Raw genomic sequence first — 24,790 nt, 5'->3', positions numbered from 1 at the left:
GACACACGCGGGCCGCAAAACCCGCGGGCGCCGGGCAATGTGCTTAAAGAGAGACCGTTCCGAAGCTGGGACTGCTGGCCAGCGTGGTGATCAGGCCCTTGCGGGTAACATCGTTGTGGTGAACCAGAATCTGGCGCGCGGCTTCGGGGTCGCGCCGGGCAAGAACCTCGACGATTTCCTTGTGTTCCTCGTTGGTTTCGGTGTTCACGTCGCGCAAGGTCGCGCCGAGGTAAAAGAACCGCTCAAGCTCGTCGATCTGCCGCTCCAGCATCTGGTAGAGCCGTTCGTTCCGCGACGCACGGGCGATCGCAAGGTGGAAGTCGCGGTTCTTCGTGATGAACTCCGCAAGCGTGGTCTGGGCGCTCACATCGTAGGAGGCAACCGCCAGTTGGGTGAGGCGATCAAGCTCTTCGTCGGTCACACGGCTGGCGGCCATCTCGGCGGCGCCCGATTCGAGGATCGTGCGCACGTCGAAAAGCTCGTTCATGTCGCCAAAGGTGATCGGTGCCACCTGGTAGCCACGGCGCGGGAAGGTGCGGATCAGCCCGTCGAGGCGCAGCGCCGCGAGGGCCTCGCGCACCGGGGTTTTGGAGACGTCAAAGCGCTCCGCCAGCTCGGCCTCCGACAGGTCCGTGCCCGGTTTAAGCGTGCAGCTGAGGATCTCGCGGCGCAACTGGGCATAGACCTGTTCCGTCAGCGACTGGCGCTTCGTGGTCTTCTTGACGGCCCCAGCCTTGGCTTTGGCCGCGGGCTTGGTGGCGCTCTTCGGAGACGTCTCGGCAAGTTGGCTCACGGGCAGTATCTCCGGTTGTGTCGAAAAAGATGTTTTCCCTGATATATCAAAAGTTCTTTCTGGTTCAATTGCATTGCGCTCTCTTCCGCCCTTTTGTCAGCGACGCGCCCGGGTGCATTCTTTTCGGGCATCTCACGCCAGCAAAGAGCAATTCGGGGCCGGTTGTACTGGACAATTCCTGTAAGATTTCTCAGATATATTACACCAAATACCCAAACGACTCGGGGACGTGGCCGCGCCGCTCCCATCAGAAAAGGACATTCCCGTGACCAAAGCGCTTGAAGACACAATCCAGTGGGCCCGTCAGGAAGACGTGCCGCTGACCTGGGTGCACGAAGGCAAGGAATTCTCTCACCGGCTCATCACCAAGAACCAGAATGGCTGCTCGTTCTCGTTCCACATCACCACCTACATGCCGAACTTCGACGTGATGGTAGAGGGCAACGGCGAGAACCAGGTGGTGCTTTACTGCCTGCAGGGCTGGTCGCGCCAGATCGTCGAGGAAACTGGCGAAGAGCGGATCTTCAAGCAGGGTGACGCGATGTACCTGCCCAAATCCTACCGCTACCGCCACATCATCGGCGAAGCTGGGCTGGTTGTCGCGGTCTGCGCCAACCCGTCCAAGGAACATGGCGACATGTGATGGCACGGCTCTGGCATTCCCTGACACGGCAGGAGCTTGCCGGGCTGCGTGAGTTGGGCGCGCTGGTGGTCATTCCCACCGGCGCGACCGAGCAGCATGGCGATCATCTTCCCGTCGGCTGCGACACGCTGCTGAGCGCGGCCGTGGCGGAACGTGCAGCGGAGCGGGCAGGGGTGCCGGTTGTCGTGGCCCCGGCCGTGGCGTCCGGCTTTTCGCCCCATCACGGGGCTTGGGCCGGGACGCTGTCGCTGCGGCTGACCACCTATCTGGCGGTGCTGCATGACCTCGCGCGCTCCGTGCTCGACACCGGGTTCAACCGCGTGCTTTTCGTCAACGGCCATGGCGGCAACGAAGCGCCCCTGCGCAGCCTTATCGGTGAGATGGTGACCGACGGCCACGCGGTTGGAGCAGTGAACTACTTTGCCCCATCACAGGCCGACTGGGTGCCGATGCTGAAGGGCGGGCTAGACCGAGCGGGCCACGCCTGCGAATACGAAACCGCGCTTCTGATGGCGCTTGGGCTTGTGGATGAGAACGCTGGGCAGGGCTATCCGCCCCGCTGCACCCAGCCGTGGATGGCCTCGGACAGCGCGGGTGATCCCATCACCACCGCAGGGGCGATCTGGCCGCCGGTCTTCCAGCCGGACGACTGCGGTTATTACGGTGATCCCGGCGCGGCTGACCTGCGCAACGGTGAGGCGATGCTCGAAGTCACGGTGGCCCGGCTTGCCGCCTTCTACGATGATTTCGCCCGTGCGCCGCTGCGCACTGGCAAGACCGGGGGCATGGCGCCCCTCGCTGGCTGAAAAGGCACCTTTATGGTTGAGGAAACCTTCAAACACTCCCTGTGGTCCGCGATCACCCCTTCCGGTCCGGACCTGCCGCGTCTTGAGGGCGAGATCACGGTGGATTTCGCGCTGGTGGGGGCGGGGTATCTCGGCCTCAACACCGCGCTTACGCTGGCCGCCGAGGGGCATTCGGTTGCGCTCATCGAGGCGTCCGAGCCGGGGTTCGGCGCCTCCGGGCGCAATACCGGCTTCGTGGTGCCGACGCTCAAGAAGGCGCTGTCGCCAAAGAATGCCATGGCGACCTTCGGCAAGCCGCGTGGTGAGGCGTTTAGCCGGATGATCGGCGGGTCTGGCACGCGTCTGTTCGATCTGGTGCGCGAGCACGGCATTGACGGTGCCGAGCAGACCGGCTGGCTGCAACCGGCCCACAGCCGTGCCGCGCTGGCTGCCAATGCGGCGCAGGTGTCCGAATGGCGCGATCTGGGCTTCGACGTGGAGCTTCTGGATGCCGAGGCCACCCATGCCAAGACCGGGATGGACGGCTACCACGGCGCCATGCACATCCCCACCGGCGGGCAGGTGAACCCGCTGGCCTATGTGCGCGGGCTGGTGCGCGCCTGCCTTGGGGCCGGGGTGCAGATCCTCGCCCGCTCCCCGGTGACGGGGATTGAGCGCGACGGCATCGGATGGGCGGTCAGGACCGCTTCGGGCCGGGTGCGGGCGGGGCAGGTGGTGCTGACCTCGAACGCTATGGTGGGGCCGCTGTGTGCCGCCGTGGACCGCTCGATCATTCCCACCCGCAGCTTCCAGATCGCCACCCAGCGCTTTGACGCCGAGACGCAGGCGCGCATCTTGCCCGCCCGCGCCCCGGTGGCCGACACCCGCCGGCACCTTTTCGCGGCCCGCTGGTCGCCCGATGGGCGCATCGTGGGCGGTGGCCTCGTCTACCCGGGGCCGGGGCGCATGGCCCGCACCCGCCGCCGGTTCGAGAAACGCTTCGAGCGCTTCCTGCCCGGCCTCGGCAAGGTGCGCGCCGAATATGCGTGGACGGGCACCGTGGCGATCACGCTCGACAGTTTGCCGCGCCTGTATCGGTTGAATGATGGCCTCTGGGCGCCCATCGCCTGCAACGGGCGCGGCGTGGCTCTGACCACCGCCTTCGGCTACGAGCTGGGGCGCTTCCTTGCCGGCCGCACCACCGAGGCCGAATTTGTGGTGCCCGTCACGCAGCCGGACCCGGTGCCCATGCGCGCCTTCGCGCCCATTGGCCCCTATATGTGGTTGCCTTGGAGCGAATTCCGTGACCGTCTCGAGACCGAGGCGCCTTCCTGAGCAGGCCGCCGAACTGACCTCGATGATAGAGAAGGACCCAAGCCCGTGATTGATCCGACCCTGCCTTACGCTTCCGTCCGCCAGCCCGTCATGGGCGATAGCGCCGTTGCCACCTCGCAGCCGCTGGCGGCACAGGCGGGCATGGCGATGCTGCACGCGGGCGGCACGGCAGTGGACGCGGCGATCGCGGCAGCCATGGTGCTGACGGTGGTGGAGCCCACGGGCTGCGGGCTTGGCTCGGACGGCTACGCGCTGGTCTGGGACGGTGCGGAACTGCACGGGCTGAATGCCTCGGGCCGCTCGCCCGAGGGCTGGACGCCCGAGCGCTTCGCCGGCGCCGATATCATGCCCCAGCGCGGCTGGGATTCGGTGACCGTGCCGGGGGCGGTCTCGGGCTGGATCGCGCTGTGGAGACGCTTTGGCACCCTGCCGCTCGAGCAGCTTGCCGCCCCCGCCATCCGGATCGCGGAGGAAGGCTTCCCGGTGTCTCCGGTCATCGCGAAACTCTGGGCCAACGGTGCGAAGCAGCTGGGCAGCCAACCCGGGTTTGCGGGCTGCTTCCTGCACGGCGGCACGGCGCCGCTGGCGGGCCAGCGAATGCGTCTGCCGGGTCACGCCCGCACACTGCGCGCCATCGTCGCCACCGAGGGAGAGGCCTTCTATCGCGGTGAGGTGGCCGAGGTCATCGCCGCCGCCGCCAAGGCCAATGGCGCTGTGCTGAGCGTCGACGATCTGGCCGCCCACGAGGCGGAATGGGTTGCCCCGATCTCGACCGAATTCGCAGGCTACAGGATCCACGAGATCCCGCCGAACGGGCAGGGGCTCGGGGCGCTCATCTCCTTGGGCGTGCTGGACCGGCTGGGCTGGAAGGACGGCGCCCCTGACGATCCCGCCACCATGCACCTTGCCATCGAGGCGGTGAAGCTGGGCCTTGTGGACGCCTACGAACATATCGCTGACTTGGGCCACATGCGCCACACGCCCGCCGACTTCCTGACGCCCGACTACCTCGCGAAGCGCGCCGCGCTAATCGATCCGTCAAAGGCGGGTGATCCGGGCCACGGAACCCCGAAACTGGGCGGTACGGTCTACCTGTCCACCGCCGACCGCGACGGGCGCATGGTGTCCTTCATCCAGTCGAACTTCATGGGCTTCGGCTCGGGCGCAGTGGTGCCGGACTGGGGGATCTCGATGCAGAACCGTGGCGCGGGCTTTTCGCTTGATCCTGCCCACGTCAACGTGGTCGCCCCGCGCAAGAAACCGTTCCAGACCATCATTCCCTGCTTTGCCACCGACGCGAAGGGCCAGCCTGCCATGTCCTTCGGCGTCATGGGCGGCCCGATGCAGGCGCAGGGGCACCTGCAGATGGCGCTGCGCGTGCTCGGCTTCGGCCAGAACCCGCAGGCGGCAGCCGATGCGCCGCGCTGGCGGGTGACCGCAGGCCGCGGCGTCGCCATCGAGAGCACCTTTGACGAAGGGCTTGCCGCGCAACTGACCACAATGGGCCACGAGCTGAAGCGCGAAAGCCCCGATGCGGTCTTCGGCTTTGGTGGCGCGCAGCTGATCCAGCGCACGGACGCAGGGTACGTAGCCGGGTCCGACCCGCGCAAGGACGGGCTCGCGCTGGCCTTCTGAGCATGAAGACGCGGCTTGACGCCTACTGGTTCTGGTCGCGCCTGCCGACCGAGAAGGACATGCGCGACCAGCTGCGCAGCTTTCGCGATGCCGGGTTCGTGCGGATCTACATTCAGGCTCGGCTGTCCTTGTCGCGCGAGATCTACCTCTCAGTCGGCTGGCTGCGCGCCTATGCCACCGCAGTGGAGATCATGTCGGAGCTTGGCCTAAAGGCCGGGCTCTACGATGATTACGCCTGGATCAGCGGCCATGCGGGCGGGCGCATCGTGGACGGCGCGGAGCATCTGCGTGAACGGCATCTGTTCTGGGCCGGTGGCACCGGGGCTGAGCTTGGCGTGGACGAGATCGAGGCCACGCTGGGCGCAAGCCTTGGCCCGGCGGCGCGGCACTGGATGCATGAGGATGGGACCCCGCTCTGGATGGGGTGGAAGATCGTCGCCGCAGTGGCTGAGCGCCCCCATGGCCCCGAGGACATCACCGCCCAAGTGCGGCTGGCCACGTCAGGCCCCGAGGGCGCCACGGTCCGCGCTGAAGGCCTGCCCGAGGGCACGCGCTGGACCGTCTTCCTTGCTGCCCGGAGCTCGACCTCGCGCATCCCGGATTACCTGTCACCAGAGGCGGGCAGGCGCTTTGTCGAGGTCGGCCTTACCCCCTACGCGTCAGCCTGTGCGGGCCACATGGGCGGGACTTTGGACCGGCTGTTCTTCGACCAGCCTGCGCCGGTGCTCTACGATTGGCCGGAGCGTTTCGGAAACCTCCGAAACAGCCTTGCATGGTCTGACGCGCTGCAGGCCGAGATCGAGGCCCATGGACCGCTTGGTCCGCAACTGCTGGCGCTGCTCAGGGATCTGCCGGAGGCACCCGCAATCCGAAGCCGCATTTACCGGGCGGTCACGGGGCGGATGCAGACCGCTTTCCTCGGCGCGCTGCGGAGGTTCTGCGATGTCTACGGCCTGCAGCTCTCGGGGCACGAGATCTTGCCGCATATCGCCTCGTTCGACTTGAGCGGCGGCTTCACCAGCATTGACCCTCGCGCTGCCATGGCCGCGGATTTCTTCGGCACCGACCGCTATCGTGATGTGACGGCGGTGGATGCCAACAACCTCGAGGCGCAGCTTGCGCCGCTGTTGGGTTTTGGGATCGCCCATGCCTCGGGCCGCACGGGCTGTGAGGTCGAGCTTTACCTGACGTCTGAACGCTCGGACGTAAGGGCAAGCGGCCAGTGGGAGTTGACGCCTGCAGCCCTGCGCGCCCAGATGATCCGCCTGCATCTGCTGGGAGCGTCGCGGATCATTCTTCATGCGCTTTATGAAAACGACGGAGATGCGCGGGACAGTGCTCTCGACAACCTGCGTTTCGACTTTGCGCCAGGGTACAATTTCCAGCCATGGTGGCCGGTGATGCCCGCGCTGGCGCGGGAGATGGCAGAGCTTTCGGTATTTCTTGAAAACGCGAAATGCCCTCGTATCGCGATCCTCTACCCCTACGAGACGGCCTTGGCCGAGGGGCCACGGCATGCTCACGCGACCCGTTTCGGAGCGTGGTGTCGGGCGCTCACAGAGGCTGGTGTGCGGCCTCTCGTGATCGACGAAGCGGGGCTGTGGCGGATGACCGCCGGTGAGGCCGTGATGTTGGACGGTGCCGAGATCGTGGGGCTCGTCCTGCCCGAAGTCACCCACCTGCAAACCGCGGCGTCTGCGGACCGGATCGACGTGCTGAGGGCTCGAATTTGGGTCGAGGACGGCCCGCCACCCGAAGGCGTGGTTCTACGCACGCTCTTGAGCGAATGCACCGGAGTACCGCTGGCAGAGGCCGTGCCAGGCCTCAGGCAGCTGTCTTGCGGACGGGATGCGGACGGTTGGTGGCGTCTGGTGTTGTTCAACGAAGGCGACGCGCCCTGCGAGGTAGCGCTGGCTTTCGAGAGCGGGTTTTGCCTGCGCGCAGGGGATCATGCTCACCGCCCTGTGCAGCGGGCGACGCTCCGACTCGCGCCGCAACAGGTGCATCGCCTTCGGCTGAAGCCTGACGCCGCTGCGGTGGCTGGATCGACCCTGGCGCTCGGGGCCAAGCCACTGACCGAGGTGATGGTGCTGAACGGCGGATGGACCCTAGCGACCACTGGTACGGCCCGGGCGGTTTCGGTCGGGGCTGGCTGGCAGGTGCAGGGGGACCAGGCGTTCTCTGGCTGCGGGTGCTACGAGACGACATTTCACACTGACCGGGATCAGGAGTTGGTCCTTGCCTTACCGGAGCTGGCCTGCGCGGCGCGGGTGTCACTGGACGGGGCGCTTGTGGGAGGATGCCACCATGCGCCCTACCATGTGCCGCTGGGGCGCGTGGCCGAAGGGCCGCACAGGCTGCGGATCGAAGTGATGAACACCGGGGCGAACCGCTACCTCTGTGGCTCGCGCTTCGCCGGGACGGGCTGGCCGGACGCATCAGGGCTGACGAAGGCGCCTCGGTTGCTGGACAAGCGCTGACATCCCCTTGCTTTGTCGGCGATTGGGGCGAGGCCGTCGAGGAGGCGAACTCATCCGCTCCGGTCGATGTGAGGGCCGAAAGGGCGCAATGAGTTCGCGATGGGAGCTTCGTCAAACGCCTTGCTTGCAACGGACCCGCCGCGCACATGCCCTGAGCCCTGAGCCCTGAGCCCTGAGCCCTGAGCCCTGAGCCCTGAGCCCTGAGCCCTGAGCCCTGAGCCCTGAGCCCTGAGCCCTGAGCCTTATCTTGCCTCTGTGGCGGTGTCGGTGATCGTCAGCATTGGCGCGCGGTCGCGCATCACCGTCAGCGCCGCTTCGTGCAGCGCCTCTGAGCCTGCCGAGCAGGCGTCGGCCACGAGGCGCACGCGGCGGCCGTCGTCCACCGCCTCGATTGCGGTGCCGAGTACGCAGCAATCCGTCGCGACTCCGGCGATCACCAGCGTCGCATCCTCGGGGACCAGTGGTGCCGCCTCGCGCCACTTGGCAAAGCGATGACTCTGCACCGTACCACCAGTGAACCGCGGGTCGAGCTCCCACAGCCAGCGTTGCTCGGGGTCGAGCGCAAAGGGCCATGCCTCGTAATAGGGCACCCAAGCGCCGTTGGGCGTCAGCGGCGGCAGGAAGCGGGTGAAGAGAACCCGGTCCTGAAACGTGGGCAGAAGTTGAGCGATGTTGTCCGCCACACGCGCATAGCCGGGGGTGCACCACGGGCTTTCGGGATGGCCAAAGCCCGGCTGCATGTCAATGACGAGAAGATGGTCGGTCATGGGGTCCTCCGGGTCGGGCGCGGGGCGGCCTGATCGTCATGCTGTCCAAGGGCCTGCGCGCCAGTCAGGCCTGAGCCGTGTTGCCCGAAGTGTCCGCCGAGGCGCAAGTGTCGGGCGCCTCCGTCACAGTTAAAACCTCAGGCGGCGACGGCAAGCGTATCGCCCGCCGCCCAGCCAAGCCAGACCTCTTGTCCCTCGGCCACGGCAGGGATGTCGCGGTCACGGGCGATGAGCTTCCAAGGCTCCCCGGCGACGTCCAGAAGCAGCGTCGCCATGGCGCCGGCAAAGACCCGGCTGACCAGCCGCGCGGGCAGGGCGTTGCCCTCGGGCCGCGTGGCCGAGATCGTCAGCGCCTCGGGGCGCGTGGCATAGCGGGTCGGGCCGAACGGCAGCGCCGCAGGCAGGGCCAGCCCGCCAAGCAATGCCTCGGGGATCCAGTTGGCATCCCCGAGAAAACCTGCGGCGAAGGCGGTGGCGGGGCGGTCGTAGACCTCGCGCGGGGGACCGGCCTGCACGAGGCGGCCATCGCGCAAGATGCCGATACGGTCGGCAAGGGTCAGCGCCTCTTCCTGATCGTGGGTGACGAAGATCGTGGTGATGCCCACCTCGCGCTGGATACGCTTCAGTTCCACCTGCATGTCGATGCGCAGCGACTTGTCGAGCGCCGACAATGGCTCGTCCAGCAGCAGCACCTTCGGGCGCGTGACGAACGCCCGCGCCAGCGCAACCCTCTGGCGCTGCCCGCCCGACAGCTGCGCGGGCATGCGGTTCCCCAGATCGCGCAGCTGCACCAGTTCGAGCGCCTCCGCGATGCGGCGCTTTTCCTCGGTCGCGCCGACCTTGCGCACCCTGAGGCCAAAGCCGATGTTGTCGGCCACGCTGAGGTTGGGAAACAGCGCGTAATTCTGGAACATCATGCCGATGTCGCGCTTTTCCACGGGCACCTTCTCGACGTTTCGCTCGCCGACGCGGATGCTGCCACTGTCGGGGAAATGAAACCCCGCGATGGTCCGGAGCAGCGTGGTCTTGCCCGACCCCGATGGGCCCAGGAGGGCAAAGAACCCGCCGTCGTCAAAAGTCAGAGACACGTCGTCGAGTGCCTTCGTCTTCCCGAAGCTCTTGGTGACCCGAGTGGTTTCGACCTGCGACATCAGCGGTCTCCTCCGAAGTTCGATTTGCGCGCGGCAAGGAACATGACCGCCATGGAGACGGTGATGATGATGGTCGAGATGGCGTTGATCTCGGGGGTGAAGCCCTTGCGGATGGCGGTGTAGATCAGCACCGGAAGGGTGGTGTCGCCCGGTTTGGACAGGAAGTAGCTCACCACGAACTGATCGAAGCTGACCGCAAAGGCAAAGAGCCCGCCCGCAACGATGCCCGGTGCGATGAAGGGCAGCGTGACCCGGCGCAGCACCGTCCACTGGCCCGCGCCCATGGAGCGCGCCGCCTCTTCCAGCGTCACGTCGAAGGCCGACAGCCGCGCGGTGACGGTGACGATGACGTAAGGCAGCGCCAGCGCGACGTGGCCGATGATGACCGCGGGCGTGCCGCGCCCGATGCCGATGGAGAAGAAGAACACCAGCATAGCGGTCCCGGTGATGAGCCACGGTATGGCGATGGGAGGGAACAGCAGCACCTGCAGCACCCGCTTGCCGGGGAAGTCGTAGCGAAAAAGCGCGATGGACGCCGCCGTGCCCACGGCGGTGGCGATGGCGGTGACCACGAAGGCGATCAGCACCGACCGCAGCGCCGCGTCGATGATCTGGTCGTTGCCCGCCATGTCCGCGTACCACTTCGTGCTGAACTCGAAGGGCAGCTGGTAGAAGGGTGAGGCATTGAAGCTCATGGCCGCCATCATGAGGATCGGCGCGTAGAGGAACAGCAGCACGAGGCCGAGCCAGACGCGGCCCGCGAGCGCAAGGAGGGTCATGTGCGGGCCTTTCTGAGCGCTGGGGAGGCGGCCCCGAGGATCACAAGCACCACCGCCAGCAGGATGAAGGAGAGCGCCGCGCCAAGGGGCCAGTTGTAGACCGCGACGAACTGGTCCTCGATGACGGTGCCGTAATAGGTGCCCATGCGCCCACCAAGGATGCGCGGCTCCATGAAGCTGCCCACCACGGGCACAAAGACCAGTACAGCCCCCGCGAGCAGCCCCGGCAGGGACAGCGGCAGCAGCAGTCGGCGCAGGATGGTGAGCTTCGAAGCGCCCATGGACCGCGCCGCATCAAGGATGTCGTCGTCGATGGCCTGAAGCGCGAGGTAACTCGTGAGGATCACATAAGGCAGGTAGCTGTGGACAAGGCCGATGGTCACCGCCTCGGTGGTGAACATCAGGTTCAGCCTTATATCGAAGGGCAACACCCAGTTGAGCGCCCGCTCGAGCACGCCATTGCCGCGCAGCACGATGGCCCATGAGAAGATGCGGACCAGCGAATTGGACCAGAACGGCAGGATCACCAGCAGGAACAGCGCCTCGCGCGACCGGCCCCGGATGGATTTCGCCAGCACCAGCGCGCAAGGGTAGCCGATGATGACGCAGAAGAAGGTGACCGTCGCTCCCAGCTTCAACGACTTCCACAAGAGCGTTGAATAGGTTGGGTTTTCCAGGAATGCAGCGTAGTTGCCAAGGGTCAGGCCCCAGCCGCCATCGGCCCCTGGCATGTCCGACAGGACGCTGAAGAACAGCATGGCCGACAGCGGCAGGAACACCGCCAGCGTGAGCCACAGATAGGCCGGTGAAAGCAGCGCGAACAGCCGTCTCCGGTCACTGGCATGGGCCACTTGTGCCATGCTGTTCTCCTATTCTTGTCAGGGGCTTACTGGGCAGCCTTCAGGCTTTGCCAGAGCGCGAGATAGGTCTCGCGGGTCTCGTCGTCCATGGGCGCGCGGAAGCGGGCCAGCGCGGCGACATCGGGATCGCCCAGCACCCGCTTGTTGAAGGCGTCGTCCGGGAGGGCCGCTGCGGCCTCGGCGTTGGCCGAGGCGGGCGCACCTTCCTCGTCCCATTGCACGTAGAACTCGGGGTCGATCATCCAGTCGATGAACTGGGCGGCGGCCTCCTTGTGCTCAGATGTTTCGGGAATCGACAGACCGTCAAGCCATGCGATGGCGCCTTCTTCGGGCACCACGAAATCCACCGGCAGCCCCATGCCTGCGGAGCGCGCCGCCGAGCCCGACCAGTAGCTTGCAACGTCCAGCTCGCCCGCCGCCATGAACTGGTTCCAGTCGTTTTCCGACGACCAGAAGGTGCGCAGCTGCGGCATCAGCTCGGCGAGCTTGGCCTCGACCGCATCGAGATCCTCGATGTTGTTGATGTCCTGCCCGGTGGCCAGAGCCCCAAGGTGAACTGCCTCCTCGGCGTCATCACGGATGGACACGCGGCCCTTGTAGGCGGGATCCCACAGCACCTGGATTGAAGTTGGCGCTTCGTCGAAGGAATTGCTGTTGATGGCGATGGCGGTCAGGCCCCAGGTCCACGGCACGCCGTAGACCTTGCCCTCGTGCATCAGCGCGGGGTCTTCGGCAAAATTGGCGGGCACGCCCGCATAGTTGTCGATGGCAGAGGTGTCGATCGGGGCAAGCAGCCCCTCGTCATAGGCTTGCGTCGTGTAGGCGGCGTTGATGAGCACAACGTCGTAGGCACCGGGGTTGGTGCGCATCTTGGTGAGCATTTCCTGCTCGGAGTTGAAATACTCATGCACCACGGTGTGGCCGGTGGCCTCTTCAAAGGCCTCGAGCGACCAGTCTAGATCGGTGCCGTAGCCCTGCCAGTTGAGTACGCGGATCTCGTCTGCGTGGGCGGCAGAGGCAAGCGCCACGGCAGTGAGGGCGATGAGGGAAGTGCGGGTCTTCATGGGTCGTCTCCTTGCTGGGGTCTGGGGCCGTTATGGGCCTTCTGGCTTTGGTTGGTCTTGTGTTCAGGCGGCGTGGAGGATTGGCTCCACCTCCGCACGGGACGGGGGCGTGGCGGGGCCGTCGCGGATGACCGAGAGGGCGGCGGCGACGGTTGCGTAGCGGGCGGCGAGCAGGGCATCATCGCTGCGCTGCAGCTCGGCGATGAAACTGCCGATGTGGCAATCCCCAGCGCCATTGCTGTCGACGGGCTCGACGGGATGGCCGGGGATTTCATGGAGTGCATATTCTGTTGCCAGCAGGCAGCCCATCGCACCGATGCGGACGATGGCCCCCTCGCGCCCCTGCGCCAGAGCCTCGGCGGCGCGAGCGGCGGGCAGGCCGGTGAGGGCCTCGGCCTCGGCTCCATTGGCACTGATCCAGTCGGCGCGGGTGAGGATGCGGGCCAGCAGCGTTTTGGGCAGTTCAGCGATCATGGGCGAGGGATCGAAGAGGAAACGGATGCTCTTGGGAAGTGCGTCAATCCAGCTGGTCAGCGCCTCCCGCGCCCCGGGGTAATGCAGCGTGTAGCCCGAAAGCATGACCCATGAGACCGCGCCAAGGTCGATGGGCTCCAGCGCTTCGGCGGTGATTTGCCCCTCGGCGCCGGGCCATGCGACGAAGCTGCGCTCGCCATCCGGCTCGAGCAGAACGGTGCAGCAGCCCTGATCTCGCGTTGCATGCCGGGGGCGGGCCAAGGCGATGCCCCGTTCCGCCAGCGCATTGGCGCAAAGATCGCCAAAGGGCCCGGTGCCGACGCTGCCGCCCATGATGGCCTCCATTCCGGCGGCGCGGGCCGCAGCCAGTGCGTTGAACCCGCCGCCCACGGTCATGCCGAAACCGGTCACCACCGCCTCGGTCCCCGGCTCGGGGATCGCGCGCACCCTGTAGACAAGGTCGGCCACCGGGCCGGTCATTTGCAGCAGCGCGCTCATGCGGCGTCCCGCAGCGTCACGAGGGCGGATGCCAGCGGCGCGAGGTCCAGCGCGTTGGCCTCTTCGACCGCCGAGATGGCTGTATCGGGCAGGCTGCCGCCGGTGGCACCGCCCATGGCGCCCGCGATGGCGCCGATGGTGTCCGTGTCATCGCCGATGTTGGCGGCCATCAGGAGGCTGGCCCAGAGATCGCCCTTGCCCAATGCCAAGAGTCCGAAAGCCATGGGCACGCTTTCCCGGCTTGCGACCGAACTGCCGATTTGCGCCAAAAGCGCCTCGGGATCGCCGGTCTGCGCAAGTGTCAGAGACAGCGCGATGCGGCCCGCCATGTCCGGCTCGCCCACCGGGTTGCCGAGGGTCTGGCCTTCGCGGGCGGCGGCCAGCGCCGGGTCCAGCGCCGCGTCGAAGCCCATGCCATCCAAGCCGCAGCTCACCACCATGGCCACCGCGGCGGCCCCGGCGATGGCCTCGCCGGTATTGTGGGTCACACGGCAGGTGCGGGCGACGCGGGCGGCAATGCGGGCAGGCTTCGCCGGTTCGAGGATGCCCACCGGGGCGATGCGCATGGCGGCGCCGTTGGTGGTGCCGCGCAGGCCGGTTTCCTCGGGCGGGGTGCCCGCCAGCAGCGCCTCGATGGCGCGCTTGGAAGACGGGCCGAGCAGGTCCGCAAGGCCCTTCGCGCGGATGCCCGCCTCCCAGTCCAGCAGATCCTGCGCCCAGCCTGCATCGTCAAAGGCGTCCGGAGTGGACATAAGGCGGCGGGCCAGCAGCAGCGTCTGTTCGGTGTCGTCGGTGATCTGCGCGGCGCTGAGGCCATGGCTGACCGGGTGGCCATCAAAGGGGGCGATGAAGCCGGTGATGCGTCCATACCGCGCGGCGATCTCGGACCGGGGAAGGGTCTGAGCGGGCATCCCCAGCGCATCGCCCACTGCAAGGCCCTGAAGGGCGGCCAGCGCGCGGGTTTCGGCAAGGGACAGAGCGTCGCGGGGCATCTCAGAACTCCATGTGCAGGCCGAACTGGCCCGGGTCGAGCAGGCTCTCGACATATTCGATGACGGCGCCACCCGCATCGCGGGTGAGCCTGCGAAGCCGTAGCATCGGCTCGCCCGGGGTGCGACCCATGGCTTGCGCATCCTCGGTCGACAGGGCGGGAAGCACGCCTGCCCATTCCTCGCCGCTGGCTGCGGAAATCCCCCGCGAAGCAAGGCTCTGCGACAGTGATCCACCCTCGAGCCCGTCCAGAAGAGGTTCGAACGATCCGCGCCATGGCAGCCGTGCCCGCTCAAACGTGAGGCCGAGGCCCGTCGCCTCCAGAAAGCGGATGCGGTCGACGTGCAGCATTTCGCCTTCGGGGCCTGGGGCGCAAAGATCCATGGGCGCCCGCACGATGCGCAGTATGCGCATGCCAAGCCGGGCGTCGCCGTCTGGCAGCGACAGGCTCCAACCCGCCTGGCTGTCGATCTGGGTGCCCCGGTAGGTGACAAAGGATCCTATGCCCACCCGCGTCAGGATCAGCCCCTTGGCGGCCAGCAGCCCCAGCCCCTTGCGTACGGTGCTGCGCGAGACGTTGAAGCGCTCCACGAGGGCGGCCTCGCTGGACAGCGGATCGCCATCCCGAAGGGCGCCCATGCGGATCTCAGCCTCGAGCACGCGGGCGATCCGGTCGGATTTCGATTCGATGGAAGCCTGTCGCATGAAGAATCCTGTCTGATAATGTATGCTAGACAGGTTCAGACAGGTCTGTCTCGGAAAAACTTCATGGGGGCCGATCCGTTTCTTCCCACAGTCTGCATGAATGGCACCGACATATGCCCGGGCGGGAGGCGCTACTGCTGCCCGGGCGGGGGTCGCTACTGCCGCTGTTCATGAACCGGCGGCCTGCCGATCTGCTTGACGAAGAACCGCGCTGTGCCGACCAATGGCACGATCCGGCGCCTTCCGCTTGGCGCCTCCTTCACAGACCAAAACGCGAGGCCCCATGTCCCACGATCCGACCGGCGAGTTGACCTGCCACCCCGGCACCACCGAGGCCTTCACGCTTCGGCTCAACCATGCCGCGGGGCGTCATCTGCCCTGGACTGCGGCGCAGGATGCCATCCTGTCAGACGTGGGGCTGAGCACCGCCCGGAGCACGATCACCGGCTGGCCGGGCTATGCACCCACGCCGCTGGTAGCCCTCGAGGGGATGGCCGACGGGCTTGGTGTGGCGCAGGTCTGGTACAAGGACGAGGCGCTCCGCTTCGGTCTGGGCAGTTTCAAGGCGCTTGGCGGCGCGTATGCCGTTGCCCGGCTACTGGCGCGTCAGCTGTCGGAGAGGCTCGGGCGCGAGGTCACCATGGAGGACGTGACCCAGCGTGCGTTTCCCGAGGAGGCGGCGCGGATCACCGTCTGCTGCGCCACTGATGGTAACCATGGACGGTCGGTGGCTTGGGGGGCGCAGACGTTCGGCTGTGCCTGCGTGATCTTCATCCATGCCCATGTCTCCGAGGGCCGCAAGTTTGCCATCGAGGCCTATGGCGCGGAGGTCCGCCGCTGCAGCGGCAATTACGATGACAGTGTGCGCGAGGCGCAGGACGCGGCGACGCGTGAGGGCTGGTTCGTGGTCTCAGACACGTCCTACGAAGGCTACACCGAGATCCCCAAGGACGTGATGCAGGGCTACGAGGTCATGGCGTGCGAGGCTTTCGACGCTCTCCCCGAACCACCCACTCACATCTTCCTGCAGACCGGCGTCGGCGGCATGGCGGCGGCGGTGACGGCGCTCGCGGTGCGGCGCTGGGGCATGGCTCGCCCCGAGATCGTGCTGTGCGATCCGGACCAAGCGGCCTGTTGGCTGGAAAGCTTCCGCGCGGGCGCGCCTGCGGCGGTTGGCGGGGATCTCGATACGCTGATGGCGGGGCTGGCCTGCGGCGAGGTGTCGGCCCTTTCATGGCAGATCCTGCGTGACCACGGCGATGCGGTGATGACCGTGACCGACGCCTCGGCGGTTGCCTTCATGCGCCTGCTCGCGCGGCCCGACGGCGGCGATGTGCCGCTCGTGGCCGGCGAAAGCGCCGTGGCTGGGCTGGCCGGGCTCGCGGCCGCCATGCGCGTCCCTGAGGCGAGGAAGATTCTGGGACTGACCGACGCGTCGCGGGTGCTGGTCTTCGGAACTGAGGGCGACACGGACCCGGAAGTCTACGAGGCGCTCGTCGGCGCGGATGCGGCGGCGGTGCGGTCAGGCGAGGCGTAACGCAGGGTTCAGGACGCTTTCGCCTGTGGCGGTCCTGAGATCCATGGCACCGCATCTGGACTGAGCATCCGGGGGATGAACGGGGCGGCCTCATTTTGTTTGGCCGCAGGGTGTGACCGTGGGTTCGTGACCTCGCGGAGCTGCAAGCGTCGAGGGGCAGCATAGCCATCAAGGGTGCTGCCGTGGGCACGCCGTCAGGGCAGCAGCATCAGCAGCGCCAGCGGCAGGGCGGCCAGCGCGAGGATGGTCTGGGTCGCGATGATCCCGGCCATCAGCGGCGCGTCGCCCCCAAGCTGCCGGGCGAGAATATAGGCCGAGGACGCGGTGGGCAGCGTCTGGAACAGCAGGGCGGTGGTCAGCGCATCCCCGGTGAGCCCGAAAGCGGTGGCGCTGAGCAGGGTTGCGACTGGCAGCAGTGCGAATTTGACCACGGACGAGCGCAGCACCGGCCCCACCCATTGCTTCGCGGTGGAAAAGTCCAGCGCCGCACCGACGCAGAGCAGCCCTAGTGGCAACGATGCGCTGCCGAGGGCGCGCAGTGCGGGCTCTATCCCGGCGGGGATGTGCAGCCCCGAGGCCTGAAAGGCGATGCCTGCGAAGGAGGCCACCAGCAGCGGGTTGGTGACAAGCTGCACCGCGATGCCCCGCAGGCTCAGGCCTGCCATGCCGAAGCGTGAAAAGACGAGGATGGCAAGGATGTTGACCGTGGGGACCAGCGCGGCATTGCTGATTGCCGCCAGCGGCAGACCGGCGGCTCCGAACAGGCCAGTGGTTAGCGTGACGCCAACGTAGTTGTTGAACCGCACGCTGCCTTGGAAAACTGACGTGAAGGCCGGGCCGTCCACCCGGAAGGCGGGCCGCGCCAGCACCACGAGGGCGGACACGATGCACGTCGCACTAATGAGCGTAAGCGCCAGCCGCGTGACGGGGATATCCCCAAGATCCGCCGTGGCGAGACCGTTAAAGAACAGGCAGGGCAGCAGGACGTAGTAGCTCAGGCGTTCGGCCTGTGGCCAGAAGCGCTCCTCGAGGAAGCGGCGGCGGCGCATCAGCTGACCCATCGCGATGATGAGCACGATGGGCAGGAGGGCCAGCAGGATACGGTCGGTCATCGAAGGGCTTCCAAGGTAGACCGCTCGTGCCTAGCAGGGGGGCAAGAAGTATGGAAGTACCCCGTCCCGCCAGTGCCATCACGCCGGGTGCGGAGCCGCAGTCGCTGGGCTTTATGGTGGCACGGCGGCGCTGTGCCGGTTGCGCTGCGACCGGGCAACCGGACAGACCGAGACGAGGTGAAACGCGGAGCCGCACGAAGGCGCCACAGGATTGGCAGGGGTCACAAAATCCTGCCTCTCGGGCAGGGGAAATATCGTTTTAAAATAGAGATGCGGAAGCTCTGCTCCGCGCCGAGATGGCCTCTCTCGTCAGAAAGGTTTGCCTCTCACGGGCCGCGTGGCATTCGTCAGCGCCCGATGCTGCCGTTCCTGCCCCATGCAGCGAAGGTCAGCTTCGAGCCCTTTCATGCCAATGAACGTCGGCGTATAGGCGCAAACATCAAGCAAGGGATAGGTCATGAAAATCTGGGGACGGGGCAGTTCAACCAACGTTCGCAAAGTGCTCTGGTGCGCGGAAGAGCTGGGTTTGCAATATGAGCATGTCCCCGCAGGGGGCGCCTTTGGCGTCGTGTCCACGCCGGAGTTTCGTGCGCTTAACCCGAATGGGCTGGTTCCATGTCTTCAGGACGGATCGCTGGTACTTTGGGAATCCAATGCCATAGTCCGATACCTTTCCCGGCAATATGGTTCTGGTGGGTTTGCCGCGGCGGATGTAAGAACCTGGGCCGTTGCTGACAAGTGGATGGACTGGGCATCCCTTTCATTCGCGGTCCCTTTCCGCGATCTGTTCTGGAATATGGTTCGTCGCACGCCGGAGACGCGCGATGAAACAGCGATGCTGCGAGGGCAGGAACAGTGCGCCGGCTTGATGAAGGTCGCGGACGAGGCTCTCGCCCAGAGGCCGTGGTTGTCGGGCAAAACCCTGGGGATCGGAGATATCCCGCTGGGCTGTATTGCCTATGCTTGGTTCAATATGCCAATCGAGCGCCCTGACCTGCCTGCGCTTGAGTCGTGGTACGACCGCCTTTCGCAACGCGAAACCTATCGCAAGGCAGTTATGACAGAGTTGACCTGACTTGCAGGGAGCGGCAGCTTCGTCCGCATAACCGACGCTCGGGCCAGCCGCAGAGAATGGCCGCTTCAGCGCAGTCGGCCGGTCAGAGGCAACGCTTCTGACGAAAAGGGCAGAGCTATCTGCTCCTGTCCAAGGATCATGCAGGTTATCTGCCGCGTGTCGGCTTTGGCAGGCAGGCAGGCTTAGGCACAGGCAGGCTTAGGCACAGGCAGGCTTTGGCAGGCAGGCGTGGACGCGAGCCAGGTGCGACGAAGGGACCCGCGCCGCCCTCTGCTTTCGTGCGGCTCGGCCCGTTCAGTTGCCTTGGGGAAACCGCGCGCGGGTGCGGTTGGCGAAGGCGACCAGCGACAGCATCACAGGCACCTCGACCAGTACCCCAACCACCGTGGCCAGCGCCGCGCCGGAGTTGAGGCCGAAAATGCTGATCGCCACGGCCACCGCCAGCTCGAAGAAGTTCGACGTGCCGATCATGGCGCAGGGGGCGGCGATGCGGTGCGGCACTTTCATCAAGAATGCCGCGCCATAGGCCAGCGCGAAGATGCCGTAGCTCTGGATCAGGATCGGCACCGCGATAAGAGCGATGACGCCGGGGCGCGACAGGATCACCTCGCCCTGAAGTGCAAACAGAAGCGCCACAGTGATGACGAGCCCGATCGCCGGGAGCGGCTTGATCCGGGCCAAGTAGCGCTCAATCGCATCAGGGCTGCCGAGACTGCGGCGGGTGAGCAGCCCCGCCACAAGCGGCAGAGCGACGTAGAGCACTGTGGCCAGCATGAGGGTCTGCCACGGCACGGCGATCTCGGTCACGCCCAGCAGCAGGGCGACGATGGGCGTGAAGGCCACCACCATGATAAGATCGTTCACCGACACCTGCACCAGCGTGTAGGTGGAATCGCCCTTTCGTGAGCTGGCTCTAGACGAAAACCATGGCGGTGCAAGGCGCGGCCCCCAGCAGGATGAGGCCCGCGATGTATTGCGCCGCGTCCTCGGCAGCGATGAAGGGCGCGAAGACATGCTCGAAAAACAGGACCGTGAGCAGCGCCATGGTGAAGGGTTTCACCAGCCAGTTGACCACCAGCGTGAGGATCAGCCCCTTGGGCTGCTTGGCCACACCCTTGATTGCGCCAAAGTCCACGCCGACCATCATCGGGTAGACCATGGCCCAGATCAGCACCGCCACCACGAGGTTGATGCTGGCGATCCTGGCCCCTGCGAGAGCGGTCACGAGGCCGGGGGAAAGTGCGCCAAGCGTGATGCCGGCGATCATGGCAAGGGCCACCCAGAGGGAGGGGAAGCGTTCGAAGTGGTTCATTTCAGGTCTTTCGCTGTCAGCCTGCCCGAGATCAGCGCCGCAAGGGCGACCATCACCGTGGCGGTGCCAAGCACCAACGGCAGTCCCCCCAGCTGGTATGTCAGTCCCGACAACACTGTGCCGACAAGCCGCCCCCCGGCATTGGCCATGTAGTAGAACCCGACGTCCATCGTCACCCGCTCGGATTTGGTAAAGGCGAGGATGAGGTAGGAATGCAGCGAGGAATTCACGGCGAAGAGCGCCCCGAACACCAGCAGCCCCACGATCAGCGTTACGGTAAGCCACGGCGCGGGGCCGCCGCTTGCCAGCACGGCGGCGGTGAGGATGGCGGGCACCACGGCCAGCATCGCGGCCCAGCCACGGGCGGCGCGGACCAAATCGACCTCGGGGCTGCGGGCGGCGTGCAGGAGGCGCGGGGCGGCGGCCTGCACCGCGCCGTAGAGGATGATCCAGACCGCCATGAAAGTGCCGATCATGAAGAAGGCGGCGCGATTGCCTGCCTCGGATCCGTCAGACAGCACTGCGTAGAAGTAGATCGGGATGCCCACCACGAACCACACGTCGCGCGCGCCGAACAGGAACACCCGCGCCGCCGAAAGCCAGTTGACGTTGGCGCTGTCTGAGAAGACCTCCGAAAATTTCGCGCCCTTGCGGCCGCGCGGCAGGCCCGAGGGCATAAAGACCATGACCGCCACGAGGATCACCGCCAGCACCAGCGCCATGGCCAGCACCGCGCCGCTAAAGCCCACCGTGGCCAGAAGCGCCGCGCCCATGAGGAATCCAAGGCCCTTCACCGCGTTCTTTGAGCCGGTGAGAAGCGCGACCCAGCGGAATAGGCCTCCGCCCGACGGGGCGAGCAGCTTGACGGCGGATTTGGATGACATCTTGGCAAGGTCCTTGGCGACCCCGCTGGCACCCTGCACGCACATCACGAAGGCGACCGATGTGGCGATGGCCCAGCCAGGCTCGAACTGCGTCAGCGCCAGCAGTGCCGCTACCTGTAGGGCAAGGCCTGAGTAGAGCGTCGAGGTCAGCCCGAAGCGCGCGGCGATCCACCCAGCGGCAAGGTTGGTGACCATGCCCGCGATCTCGTAAAGCACGAAAAGATAAGCTAGCTGCACGGGGCTGAACCCCAGCGCGTGGAATTGCAGCAGCACCAGCATCCGCAGCGCGCCGTCGGTGAGCATGAAGGCCCAGTAGGCGGCGGTGACCGCGGCATAGGCGGCAAGGCCCTCGGGGCGGGAGGCGTTGGTTGTCATGTCTGGTCCCGGAGTGTCGGCGCGGCTTTGGTTGAAGGGCCGGGTTTTGCGTATTCTAAAAGAGAAAGGGGGCGGGGTCGTGCGGGAGGCCCAGAGGCCGTAACCGTAGGGCGGAAGGTCGGGGCGTGCCGCTCAGAGCGACGCACCGACCATAAGAGCCACGTCCGCAAGACGCATCGCGTAGCCGTATTCGTTGTCGTACCAGGCGTAGATCTTGGCCTGGGTGCCGTTCACCACCATGGTCGAGGGGGCGTCGATGATGCTCGAGCGCGGATCGTTGGTGTAGTCGGCGGAGACAAGCGGTCGGGTCTCAAACCCGAGGATGCCCTTGAGGGGGCCCGCGGCGGCGGCCTCGAAGGCGGCGTTGATGTCCTCGGCTGTGGTCTCGCGGCTCAGTTCGAAGACGCAGTCAGTGATCGACGCGTTGAGCAGCGGGACCCGAATGGCGTGGCCGTTGAGGCGTCCCTTGAGCTCGGGGAAGATCTGCGTGATGGCCGTGGCGCTGCCGGTCGTCGTTGGGATCAGCGAGTTCAGCGCCGAGCGGGCGCGGCGCAGGTCCTTGGCGGGGCGGTCCACGATGGTCTGAGTGTTGGTCACGTCGTGGATCGTGGTGATCGACCCGTGGCGGATGCCGAAGGTCTCGTGCATGACCTTGACCACCGGGGCGAGGCAGTTCGTCGTGCAGGACGCGGCGGTGACAATGCTGTGCCGCGCGGGGTCGTAGCTGTGGTTGTTGATGCCGTAGACGATGTTGGCGGTGGGGCCGTCCTTCACGGGGGCCGAGACCACCACCTTTTTCACGCCGGCGGCGAAATAGGGGGCGAGCGCGGCTTCGCTCTTAAAGACTCCGGTACAGTCAATGACCACGTCGACGCCATCGAGAGGCAGGTCTTCGATTTTCGCGGTACCGATGAAGGGGAGCCTAGTGCCGTCGATGGTCACGCTGCCGTCGTCATGGGAGAAGGTGGCAACCCAGCGCCCGTGCACCGTGTCGAATTCCAAGAGGTGGGCGTGCATCTCCGCATCCCCGACGGCGTCGTTGATCCATGCTATCCTTGCGCCGCTTTCGAGCAGGGGTTTGAGGGCAAGCTTGCCCATGCGGCCAAGGCCATTGAGTGCGTAGGTGGTCATGCGAGGGCCTCCGGGGCAGTGCGGGCGATATCGTCGACGGCGCGTTGCAGTGCGATGCGGTTGAGCTGGGCGATTGGCAGAGCGGTGAAAACCTCGATCCGGCGCTTGAGCACGCCGTAGGCCTGTTGGAAGGCGAGGGCCTTTTGGGCGTCGGTGCCGGTGGCCTGCGCAGGATCGGGCATGCCCCAGTGGCCGCTCACCGGCTGGCCCTCCCATGCGGGGCAGTCCTCGTTGGCGGACTGGTCGCAGACGGTGAAGATGAAATCGAAGCGCGTGGCATCGGGCCTGGTGAAATCGTCCACCGTCTTGGACCGTAGCGGCGCGATGTCGTGGCCCTTGTCCCGCAGCACCTGCACCGCGAATGGGTTCAGCTGCGTTCCGGGACGGGTGCCGGCGGAGAAGGCGTTGAACCTGTCACCCGCGATCTGGCGCAACAATGCTTCGGCAAAGATCGAGCGGGCGGAATTGCCCGTGCAGATGAACAGGACGTTGTATTTTTCATGGTGCATGGACGATGGTTCGCGATAGCCGGGAGGGCAAAGATCCGGCCGGCCCCGGCAGCAATCTCCCCAGAGCGCGCCCATGAGGCGCTGCACGTTCGTCATCTGGACGGTGTAGAGAAGGGATGTTCCAGCCCGTTCCTGCACCACCAGTCCGGCCTTTTGCAGGGTAGACAGGTAGGCAGACATGGTGCTGGGCTTGACCTCGAGCGTGGCGGCCAGCTCACCTGCGGGAACACGGTCCGGATAGCGCCGCATGAGCAGGCGGAACAGCGAAAGACGCGTTGGGTGGCCGAGGGTAGCTAGCTGCTCAGGGATTTCTTTTTCCATATTTCATGAATTAATGAAATAAAGGGCGACTGCCAAGTGAAGCTTTTGTAACAGGGGGGCAAGCTGACTGGTGTAGAGCAGGATAACCAGCCCCACCTAGCTCGTTGGGCGCAGTGCCGGAAGCTGGAGGCGAAAATATCTGCGAATGGGAGGCGGATATTGACCAAATGGCGGAGCGATGGCGCCACAATGCAATCGGGCGATCCGTGGCAGGCGCCGAGATGTCAGGTGAAAAGCCCGCCAAGATCGTGCAGCCGATCCACCGAAAGCGAGCCCAGGCAAGGGGCGCGGCGCGGCATGGCAGCAGGCGGCGCGGGGCCGCCTGCCGGAAGATCTCAGAGGTCGGTCCAGGCCATGTCTTCGCCCTTGAGCCCGCCCTTGAGCACGCGGGTCGGCAGGCCGATGCGGTCCAGAAGGGTGAAGAACGGCTTGGGGTCCAGTTCCTCGACGTTCTTCATGGCCTTGGCGTCCCATTCGCCGCTGGCCACCAGCATGGCCGCCGCAACCGGGGGCACGCCCGCGGTGTAGGAGATGCCCTGCGAGCCCACTTCCTCGTAGGCGTCCTTGTGGTCGGCCACGTTGTAGACGAAGAGCTCGACCTCTTCGCCGTCCTTCGTGCCCTTCACCAGATCGCCGATGCAGGTCTTGCCCGTGTACTCGGGCGCCAGCGACGCGGGGTCGGGCAGGCAGGCCTTGACCACCTTGAGCGGCACCACCTCGCCGCCGTCGGCCATCTTGACCGGCTGCTCGGACAGAAGGCCGATGTTCTTCAGCACGGTGAAGACGTTGATGTAGTGATCGCCAAAGCCCATCCAAAAGCGCACGTCGGCTTGCGGATAGTTGGTCGCCAGCGAATGCACCTCGTCATGGCCGGACTGGTAGGCCTTGGAGGGGCCGACCACCGGCAGATCCCATTCGTGGCCAGAGGCGAACATTGTCGTCTCTTTCCACTGCTGGTCTTCCCAGTAATAGACCACGCCGGTGAATTCTCGGAAGTTGATCTCGGGGTCAAAGTTCGTGGCGAAATACTTGCCGTGCGACCCTGCGTTGATGTCGACGATGTCGATGCTTTTCACCTCGTCCATCTGGTCGATGGCGAAGCGCGCATAGGCGTTCACCACGCCCGGATCAAAGCCCGCGCCAAGGATCGCGGTCACGCCCTTTTCGGCGCAAGCCTCGCGGCGCTTCCATTCGTAGTTGGCATACCACGGCGGGGTTTCGCAGATCTTGTCGGGCTCTTCATGGATGGCCGTGTCGATGTAGGCGACACCGGTTTCAATGCAGGCGTCGAGCACGTGCATGTTCACGAAGGCTGTGCCCACGTTGATGACAATCTGCACGCCCGTGTCACGGATGAGCTGAGCCACCTCGGCGGACTTGGTGGCGTCCACGCCATGGGCGGTGAAGGCGCAGTCGTGACCCTTGGCCCGGACGGAGGCGATGATGTCATCGCATTTGGACACGGTCCGGCTGGCGATATGCAGATCGCCAAGCACGTCAGCGTGCTGGGCGCATTTGTGCGCCACCACTTGCGCGACGCCACCGGCGCCGATGATGAGAACGTTCTTCTTCAAA

21 protein-coding genes and 1 pseudogene are annotated in these 24,790 nt (G+C 65.9%); 7 read left to right on the top strand and 15 right to left on the bottom strand.

From position 1 onward, the window contains the following. Window positions 1-43 precede the first annotated feature (43 nt). A complete protein-coding gene (locus IEX41_RS13015) occupies window positions 44-793 on the bottom strand; it encodes a GntR family transcriptional regulator (RefSeq protein WP_188790687.1) in 750 nt (249 codons plus the stop codon). A gap of 265 nt (window positions 794-1,058) precedes the next feature. Between IEX41_RS13015 and IEX41_RS13010 the strand changes: the two genes are divergently transcribed. The 5 genes from IEX41_RS13010 (at window position 1,059) to IEX41_RS12990 (ending at window position 7,671) form a co-directional block, all read left to right on the top strand. Then, on the top strand, window positions 1,059-1,436 hold the full coding sequence (locus IEX41_RS13010) for a cupin domain-containing protein (protein WP_188790686.1): 378 nt from the start codon (window positions 1,059-1,061) through the stop codon (window positions 1,434-1,436). Further along, entirely contained in the window at window positions 1,436-2,242 is an 807-nt protein-coding gene (locus IEX41_RS13005; RefSeq protein WP_188790685.1) for a creatininase family protein, read from the top strand. The genes IEX41_RS13010 and IEX41_RS13005 overlap by 1 nt, the downstream gene beginning before the upstream one ends. 12 nt (window positions 2,243-2,254) lie before the next feature. Then, window positions 2,255-3,556, top strand: coding sequence for an NAD(P)/FAD-dependent oxidoreductase (locus IEX41_RS13000; RefSeq protein ID WP_188790684.1), 1,302 nt, complete (start codon window positions 2,255-2,257; stop codon window positions 3,554-3,556). 90 nt (window positions 3,557-3,646) lie between these two features. Next, window positions 3,647-5,191 carry a gamma-glutamyltransferase family protein gene (locus tag IEX41_RS12995; protein ID WP_188790920.1) on the top strand — a complete coding sequence of 515 codons (1,545 nt, stop codon included), beginning with the start codon at window positions 3,647-3,649 and terminating at the stop codon, window positions 5,189-5,191. Window positions 5,192-5,193: 2 nt separating this feature from the next. Then, complete coding sequence (locus IEX41_RS12990; RefSeq protein WP_188790683.1) at window positions 5,194-7,671, top strand: carbohydrate-binding protein; 2,478 nt, start codon at window positions 5,194-5,196, stop codon at window positions 7,669-7,671. A 242-nt stretch (window positions 7,672-7,913) separates the two neighbouring features. On the opposite strand, the gene IEX41_RS12985 is transcribed toward IEX41_RS12990, so the two are convergent. The 8 genes from IEX41_RS12985 to IEX41_RS12950 form a co-directional block, all read right to left on the bottom strand. Beyond that, complete coding sequence (locus IEX41_RS12985; protein ID WP_229673204.1) at window positions 7,914-8,438, bottom strand: cysteine hydrolase family protein; 525 nt, start codon at window positions 8,436-8,438, stop codon at window positions 7,914-7,916. 137 nt (window positions 8,439-8,575) lie between these two features. Beyond that, window positions 8,576-9,589, bottom strand: coding sequence for an ABC transporter ATP-binding protein (locus IEX41_RS12980; protein ID WP_188790682.1), 1,014 nt, complete (start codon window positions 9,587-9,589; stop codon window positions 8,576-8,578). Continuing rightward, entirely contained in the window at window positions 9,589-10,368 is a 780-nt protein-coding gene (locus tag IEX41_RS12975; protein WP_188790681.1) for an ABC transporter permease, read from the bottom strand. Before IEX41_RS12975 ends, IEX41_RS12980 begins: the two co-directional genes overlap by 1 nt. Next, window positions 10,365-11,228 carry an ABC transporter permease gene (locus IEX41_RS12970; RefSeq protein WP_188790680.1) on the bottom strand — a complete coding sequence of 288 codons (864 nt, stop codon included), beginning with the start codon at window positions 11,226-11,228 and terminating at the stop codon, window positions 10,365-10,367. Before IEX41_RS12970 ends, IEX41_RS12975 begins: the two co-directional genes overlap by 4 nt. Window positions 11,229-11,254: 26 nt before the next feature. Further along, the gene (locus IEX41_RS12965; protein ID WP_188790679.1) at window positions 11,255-12,292 is read right to left on the bottom strand and encodes an ABC transporter substrate-binding protein; all 1,038 of its coding nucleotides are present in this window, start codon (window positions 12,290-12,292) and stop codon (window positions 11,255-11,257) included. Between the two features lie 63 nt (window positions 12,293-12,355). Next, window positions 12,356-13,264, bottom strand: coding sequence for a PfkB family carbohydrate kinase (locus IEX41_RS12960; protein WP_188790678.1), 909 nt, complete (start codon window positions 13,262-13,264; stop codon window positions 12,356-12,358). Further along, complete coding sequence (locus tag IEX41_RS12955; protein ID WP_188790677.1) at window positions 13,261-14,256, bottom strand: ADP-ribosylglycohydrolase family protein; 996 nt, start codon at window positions 14,254-14,256, stop codon at window positions 13,261-13,263. Before IEX41_RS12955 ends, IEX41_RS12960 begins: the two co-directional genes overlap by 4 nt. Before the next feature lies 1 nt (window position 14,257). Then, on the bottom strand, window positions 14,258-14,959 hold the full coding sequence (locus IEX41_RS12950; RefSeq protein WP_188790676.1) for a GntR family transcriptional regulator: 702 nt from the start codon (window positions 14,957-14,959) through the stop codon (window positions 14,258-14,260). Window positions 14,960-15,242: 283 nt separating this feature from the next. Between IEX41_RS12950 and IEX41_RS12945 the strand changes: the two genes are divergently transcribed. Then, entirely contained in the window at window positions 15,243-16,496 is a 1,254-nt protein-coding gene (locus IEX41_RS12945; RefSeq protein ID WP_188790675.1) for a diaminopropionate ammonia-lyase, read from the top strand. A gap of 194 nt (window positions 16,497-16,690) precedes the next feature. On the opposite strand, the gene IEX41_RS12940 is transcribed toward IEX41_RS12945, so the two are convergent. Further along, entirely contained in the window at window positions 16,691-17,608 is a 918-nt protein-coding gene (locus tag IEX41_RS12940; protein WP_188790674.1) for an AEC family transporter, read from the bottom strand. Between the two features lie 457 nt (window positions 17,609-18,065). Here IEX41_RS12940 and IEX41_RS12935 point away from each other — a divergent pair, with 457 nt between their 5' ends. Further along, window positions 18,066-18,683: a glutathione S-transferase family protein gene (locus IEX41_RS12935; RefSeq protein ID WP_188790673.1), complete on the top strand. Its 618-nt coding sequence runs from the start codon at window positions 18,066-18,068 to the stop codon at window positions 18,681-18,683. A gap of 294 nt (window positions 18,684-18,977) precedes the next feature. Here IEX41_RS12935 and arsB read toward each other — a convergent pair. The 5 genes and pseudogenes from arsB to IEX41_RS12910 form a co-directional block, all read right to left on the bottom strand. After that, window positions 18,978-19,995 (bottom strand): annotated as a pseudogene (gene arsB, locus IEX41_RS12930) (ACR3 family arsenite efflux transporter). Next, entirely contained in the window at window positions 19,992-21,254 is a 1,263-nt protein-coding gene (arsJ, locus tag IEX41_RS12925) for an organoarsenical effux MFS transporter ArsJ (RefSeq protein WP_188790672.1), read from the bottom strand. Before arsJ ends, arsB begins: the two are co-directional and overlap by 4 nt. A 132-nt stretch (window positions 21,255-21,386) precedes the next feature. Next, window positions 21,387-22,385 carry an ArsJ-associated glyceraldehyde-3-phosphate dehydrogenase gene (locus IEX41_RS12920; RefSeq protein WP_188790671.1) on the bottom strand — a complete coding sequence of 333 codons (999 nt, stop codon included), beginning with the start codon at window positions 22,383-22,385 and terminating at the stop codon, window positions 21,387-21,389. After that, the gene (locus IEX41_RS12915; protein ID WP_188790670.1) at window positions 22,382-23,215 is read right to left on the bottom strand and encodes an arsenate reductase/protein-tyrosine-phosphatase family protein; all 834 of its coding nucleotides are present in this window, start codon (window positions 23,213-23,215) and stop codon (window positions 22,382-22,384) included. The genes IEX41_RS12920 and IEX41_RS12915 overlap by 4 nt, the downstream gene beginning before the upstream one ends. A 335-nt stretch (window positions 23,216-23,550) precedes the next feature. Then, window positions 23,551-24,789 (bottom strand): saccharopine dehydrogenase family protein, encoded by a 1,239-nt coding sequence (locus IEX41_RS12910; protein WP_188790669.1) that lies wholly within the window; start codon window positions 24,787-24,789, stop codon window positions 23,551-23,553. Between the last annotated feature and the right edge of the window lies 1 nt (window position 24,790).

The sequence above is a fragment of the Salipiger pallidus genome (assembly GCF_014643635.1).
Lineage (GTDB): Bacteria > Pseudomonadota > Alphaproteobacteria > Rhodobacterales > Rhodobacteraceae > Salipiger > Salipiger pallidus.
Note: the sequence above shows the minus strand (reverse complement) of the source record. Positions and strands in the feature narration are given on the sequence as shown.